Here is a 5,671-nt window from a genome sequence, read left to right as displayed (position 1 = left end):
AAGAATTACAGTAAATCTCGCCCTAGAGGAGAAGAAGAGACTTGAGAACTACTGTGCAATGACCGGAAGACCAGCGACCGATGTAGTTAGGGAATTACTCCGCTCTCTGGAAGTAGAGTCAGAAGTATCTGTGAAAGTGAATTCCAACCAAGGGAAAAATACAAATGTTGCAGCTTGAGAGCAGATCAACATCGGTCAATCGACTGCTGCCGAGAGTTGCTTGTTCACTTGAGTTGAAAACTTATGGTCAGAAAAAAAGCTCAACAATGGCTAAATAATATCAAGTTATTAGCTATAAGGTTGGATGTGTAATTGTGAAAGTAGCGCTTTAGCTGATGAGTATTGATATTTTAGACTTAAGTGCTTTGACGGCTCTGATTAAAGCACTGAAAAGTTGCAATGATAGTAATGTATTCAATAATACTCATAAACTATTAAATTACAACCATAGTCAGGAGATCGTTTTTATCGATTCGGCAGTTAAGAATTGCCAAGCTCTTGCCCAAAAAACAATCCCTGATGCTGAGGTTGTTATCCTGAATGATACGACTGATAAAGTCAATCAAATTACTAAGCTCCTAAAACAACGCCGCCAGATTACAGCGATTCACATTTTCTGTGATCAAACTCCTAGCTCGTTACATTTGCTCACCATCCCGTTGCCAACCTACTACTCGACGGTAGATTCGTGAGAAAACAGAGTAAGGGGAACTCTTAGTGCTGGGAGAGTGAAGAATAATTACTGAAAACTATTACTACTTTAATAACCTAGAATACACTTATTTATTCATCTCCCCCAGCCTCCCCAGTTTTTCAAGCGTGCCATTTGGACATGTGCTTTTAAATACCAACTTAGCAACCCAGGTGTTACCATCTCTTGCACTATTGCTGTTTAGTTGACTAAAGGTTCCACCCGTAATATAAATATCACCCTGGTTGTCTACAGCTATATCATTGCATACGTCATAGCTTGAAAAATCCAGTTTTTGTAACCAGCACAACTGCCCGCGTTGATCATATTTGGCGAGCCAAGCATGACGCCTTACCTCACTGCTGTCTAATTGGCTGTATGTGTATCCGGTAATACAGATATAACCCAGGCTGTCTACAGCAATACTTTTGGATACACTCACCTCTGAAGAAGGTAGTTGATGCTGCCAGCACAACTGTCCGTGTGGGTCATATTTAGCAATCCAGGCATTACGGTTGCTCTCACTGCTGCCGACTACTTGGTCAGAGGTGTATCCGGTAATATAGACATAACCAAAGCTATCTACGGCAATGCCTTCGGCTACATCAGTCCAAGAAGATTTTAGCTGATGCTGCCAGCACAACTGCCCTTGAGGATCATATTTAGTAACCCAAGCTAAACGGCTAACTTCACCGCTGCTGGCTAATTGGCTAGCAATATAACCAATGTACACATAACCTTGCATGTCTACTGCGATCCCATTGAATGCGTCCGCTCCTTGAGGAACTAATTGCTGATGCCAGTGTAGAGAGCATAGCTGTCCTTGTGGGTCACATTTGGCTAACCAAACATCAATACCGCGCGCATTACTACTAGCTAATTGACCAAATATTCCACCTGTAACATAGACATAACCAAGGCTATCTACGGCGATGTCATTGAATACGTCATACCTTGTGAAGCCCAATTGATGCTGCCAGCACAACTGCCCCTGCGGGTTATATTTGGCAACCCAGGCATTTACACCTCTGACATTGTTGTCTAATTGGCTCCATGTATAACCCGTAATATAGAAAAAACCCTGGCTGTCTACTGCGATACCTTTTGATACATTAGCATCTGAAAAAGGCACTTGATACTTCCATTGAACAACAATCTCTTCACCATTACTATTTGTCTGAGTTTTTAGCTTCACATCTTTTCGGTACGCTGAAATTATGTTTTGTTAGAACTTTTAGGAAAGCCTAGTTTTACAATACAGCTATTTGCTTGACGTAGTGTAATTGCTTTATCAAGATTCCTTGAAGCTGTTGCTGATAAAACCTTGGAGAAAGATGTATATTTAATTACTTAATTAAAGGCAAGTATTCTGATAGAGAAAGATTGATTGACGAAGGGCTTGCTTGCCTCGGACGATCAACCACCCGCTTTGGATGAATTAGAAGCCCTTTCTGGCTCGATATGCTTTTAGTTTTTCAGGGTGTTCGCGTCAATTTTGCGGCTTTGTTGCTTGCTCGTCCCTAACTTTTGTTTCTTTGCTCCTGAAAAGCGCATTTTTACGTTGTTTACAGTATTATTGCAGGCGAGAATAGCTTTTTCTAGACAGGCTGTGGAATTGTAACCTTGGCACTTGCAGTATTGGTAAGCGTTGTTAGCAGCCGCTCGCAGTAAAACTCATGCCGCAGTCCCGACAGCACCCCAAGCAATCCCAACTCCGACCACTCGCCCAATTCCTCATACCCTAACGATACCTGATAATACCCACAAGGTAAGCGATCGCATCTTACTGGATAACCCGACTCGTGGCATTTCTCAATCAGATTCAAAACTTTGGGCGGATACTTGCAATTCGCAATTGACAATTCGCAATTCGCAGTTAAAAACAATTGCGAATTGCGATCTTCGGAGCGGGGCGTTAGCCCATTGCGAACTGCGAATTGTTTATTTCCCCACCCCACTGTTCTGGTAGATACGTCTGTACTACTTCTTCGCCCACCTGATGCCGATGGCAGAAGTCGCCAGTTTTCTCAAAGCAGCACAGGGTAATATCTGCGCTCGATTGCTGCTGTTTGCGTACCCAAAGCTCAATCATCTGTTGCCGACTCTGCAAAATCTCGCGGAACTGGCGCTTGTACTCCTGCTGCGCCGAAGCATCTTTTACTGATGATTTCCACCATTTGAGCAGTTCAGGAGTAGGAGCAAACAAAGGTAGATGCTTGCCCTGGAAACATGAAGGCGGATAAAGCGAGATGGAAACAGCCTCACCCTTAATAGTACCAGCGTAGTACGACGTATAGATGCCATACTACACCCTCACTAAGTCGGTATCTGTAACCCAAGCCCTACGATCGCCTGATGTAATCAGCTTGCCATCGCATTCGATCAGCGATGGAGATGCCCACTCCACGGTGTAAGTCCAAAAGTCGTCTACCTTGTGTATGCCTTGGACAATACGAAGTTTGCTGACATCTTGATTACAGCGAAACACTACTCTTTGACCTAATGTGAATACGGGCTTGTCTATGTCTGTTTGTAGTTTTCCTGTGCCACGAAGTTGTAATGCTGATGTATAAATCACTTCATTATTAAGTGCGATCGCATAGCTCCAATCATCCTGCAACCATTCAACACCGCAGCAGTAGCCGAATGATTTGGTGGTGGTGACATAGACTCTTTCCAGCAAATTGACAGCTAACGGTGGAATATCTTTACCCCAAGGGGGCGAAAAATACCAGCACTCTTCTAATGTGTGAACAAGGTTAGTCATAATGCTTTTGCTCCTTTCAACATGCTTTGTGTGGACATGAATAACTGGGCAGCAAAACTAGGTGGGACAGAATAGCCGATAATTGACCCCGCCGTGGCCGCCTCTTGGGGAAATTCGTACCAATCGGGAAAACCCTGTAACTTCGCTGCCCCTTGAATTGATAGGGATTTAACAGTACCGTCTGGCAACCAGATGTCAGCGAACTTATTGCGGTTGCACTCTTTGTGGTCTGTGAAATGCGATCGCAGAATGGTGTTGCAAGGTAAATGCCCAGGCTTGTACTTCAGTCCGTTGCGCCCTCCAACTCTCTCTAGTAGCAATGGTGTGGGTACGCCCGTCGCCAAAAATTGTTCTACCGCTTGCTGTTGTTTGGGGAGTAGTTGAGAATCGGTCATCATGGGAATGAGATGGGTGATCGCCTCATACCAACCACAAGATTCACTCTCCCTTGGTAGTCCAACCTGAGAACCCTTACTCGCAATCAGAACTAACCGCCGCCGCGCCTGGGGTAGTCCAAAGTCAGCCATGTTGACTACGCTGTAATCAACCAGATATCCCTCTTGCTCCAAAGCTGACAGAATAATACTGAAACTCTGACTGTTCTGATAGCGTGGTACATTTTCCAGTGTGAACACCTGTGGCTGTAACTGTCGGATAGTTTCTGCAACAGCGATCGCTCCGGTCAGATCATCACTGTTTTCACCGCCCTTACCCGCTTTAGCAGTGTGGGCAGCAGAGAAGTTAGAACACATTGGGGAGGCATGGAGATAATCGGGTCTTCGTGGAAAACCTATGAATCCTGACTGCGCTACTTCTTGCACTGTTTGTCGGATTACTCTACAGCTGTACTCGCTGAAGTTGTGGTCATGGGAGGAGGCAATCGCCCGACTCAGTTCTGGTTTAGTCGGATCACATTCCACCGCGATAATTGGACGAATCCCGGCTTGCACCATCCCCGCTTCTATCCCGCCGCCACCCGCGAAAAGTACTATGGCGATCGGGGCATCATCTGGAAGAACTGGTTTTAATTTTGTCTTATCAAAATTTTTGCAGACATCTAATTTTGGTGATGGCTTTTTGGTTTTCGCTTTTTTGATAAAGGTGGTAATATCTTCCCTGGTTGCCCCGTCTTGTTGCAGTGTCCGAATCATTGGGACAGCGCCAGGGGGAATTGAGCCTATACTTCGCCCTTTCCATACTCCATCAACTCGTTCTTCCCAGTTATATCCCCATCGGTAATGAGTCGGGTTGTTTGGGTCACGCTCACATATAACTCGTGGGTAAAAAACTATTGAACCATCAAGTAGCTTTTTCTTTTCGAGATACGGATAGAGGCATCCTTGGCTATGAAGTTGTGAGTTTTTAAGGTCGTCCTCTAAGAATTTTTTGGGTGTTGCAAATAACTCAACTATTACTGATTTGAGCTTTGGAGGTAGCGTATTATGGAGGCCTGTTTTAGTCATGCGCTCGCCTCCATGACCAAATCGTCTGGTACTTCAAAAATCCCCAATTGCCCAATATAAGGAATCGGTGTAATCTCTCGCTTGTTTTCAATCCGCCAATATTTCATCAGGATCACCTCGCCATATTCAAAAATCGAGAAGTAGATAAGTCGCACAACATAGTTGCAGTACCCAATTTGCCGTAAAGGCGGTTTTTCTCAACAATCAACTCCATAGTGCGATCGCTGCTGTCGTTGGTGTAGACAGAGTTGCGGTACAGCATAATTAACTGGTCACAAACCTCGAAGATTTCGCCAGAGTTGCGGAGTAAATGACGGTTGGGGCGTTTATCGGCGGAGTGTTGATTCCCACGATTGATTTGACAGCCTAAGAAAACGGGGATTTTGTGAGCCTTGGCAATGTCACGAATCTGACGAGTAATTTTACCAACTTCAAAAGCCATGTTACCGCCAGACTCCAGAGGAATCTGCTGCAAATAATCAACAAACACAGCACCAATAGAGCCACCGAATTCAGCAATAGCACGGCGAACGGCAGAGGCAATCATCGTTGGAGTAGGAGAAGAATGCTCGTAAATCTTCCAAGGCATTTCTGCCATCACTCCTACACCCTGTGCTATTTGTTGCCAATGGTGTTGAGCATTAGTTTGAATGGCGGCAGCATCTACGCCTGTGATTCGAGCAAGGATTCGGGCATTAACTTGAGTTTTGTCCATTTCTGGGGTTACATAAAGGACTGGTAGCCCAAGTT

General features: G+C 44.8%; 8 protein-coding genes. 2 read left to right on the top strand and 6 right to left on the bottom strand.

Annotated elements, in window-relative coordinates:
• Positions 1-178, top strand: a 178-nt coding sequence (locus HCR01_RS36660) for a CopG family transcriptional regulator (RefSeq protein ID WP_193200809.1), incomplete at its 5' end; no start/stop codon positions are given.
• A gap of 157 nt (positions 179-335) precedes the next feature.
• On the top strand, positions 336-692 hold the full coding sequence (locus tag HCR01_RS36655; protein ID WP_193200808.1) for a DUF4347 domain-containing protein: 357 nt from the start codon (positions 336-338) through the stop codon (positions 690-692).
• 87 nt (positions 693-779) lie between these two features.
• Here HCR01_RS36655 and HCR01_RS40640 read toward each other — a convergent pair whose 3' ends face one another.
• The 6 genes from HCR01_RS40640 to HCR01_RS36625 form a co-directional block, all read right to left on the bottom strand.
• Positions 780-1,886 (bottom strand): SBBP repeat-containing protein, encoded by a 1,107-nt coding sequence (locus tag HCR01_RS40640; protein WP_193200807.1) that lies wholly within the window; start codon positions 1,884-1,886, stop codon positions 780-782.
• Positions 1,887-2,289: 403 nt separating this feature from the next.
• Entirely contained in the window at positions 2,290-2,553 is a 264-nt protein-coding gene (locus HCR01_RS36645; protein ID WP_193200806.1) for a hypothetical protein, read from the bottom strand.
• A 53-nt stretch (positions 2,554-2,606) separates the two neighbouring features.
• Positions 2,607-2,897: a DUF488 family protein gene (locus HCR01_RS36640; protein WP_193200805.1), complete on the bottom strand. Its 291-nt coding sequence runs from the start codon at positions 2,895-2,897 to the stop codon at positions 2,607-2,609.
• Positions 2,898-2,996: 99 nt separating this feature from the next.
• Complete coding sequence (locus tag HCR01_RS36635) at positions 2,997-3,458, bottom strand: DUF1392 family protein (RefSeq protein WP_193200804.1); 462 nt, start codon at positions 3,456-3,458, stop codon at positions 2,997-2,999.
• Positions 3,455-4,921, bottom strand: a complete 1,467-nt coding sequence (locus HCR01_RS36630) for a DNA cytosine methyltransferase (RefSeq protein WP_193200803.1) — start codon at positions 4,919-4,921, stop codon at positions 3,455-3,457. Before HCR01_RS36630 ends, HCR01_RS36635 begins: the two co-directional genes overlap by 4 nt.
• Before the next feature lie 112 nt (positions 4,922-5,033).
• The coding region (locus HCR01_RS36625; protein WP_264299995.1) for a replicative DNA helicase at positions 5,034-5,671 on the bottom strand (638 nt) is incomplete at its 5' end.

Source organism: Nostoc sp. MG11 (assembly GCF_014904695.1).
GTDB lineage: Bacteria > Cyanobacteriota > Cyanobacteriia > Cyanobacteriales > Nostocaceae > Komarekiella.
The sequence above is the reverse complement of the archived record's forward strand: the minus strand, read 5'-3'. Positions and strand labels throughout refer to the sequence as shown.

Coding starts and splice junctions, on each gene's coding strand:
- HCR01_RS36655 (WP_193200808.1), top strand. CDS start 336: ATGAGTATTGATATTTTAGACTTAAGTGCTTTGACGGCTCTGATTAAA.
- HCR01_RS36630 (WP_193200803.1), bottom strand. CDS start 4,921: ATGACTAAAACAGGCCTCCATAATACGCTACCTCCAAAGCTCAAATCA.
- HCR01_RS36635 (WP_193200804.1), bottom strand. CDS start 3,458: ATGACTAACCTTGTTCACACATTAGAAGAGTGCTGGTATTTTTCGCCC.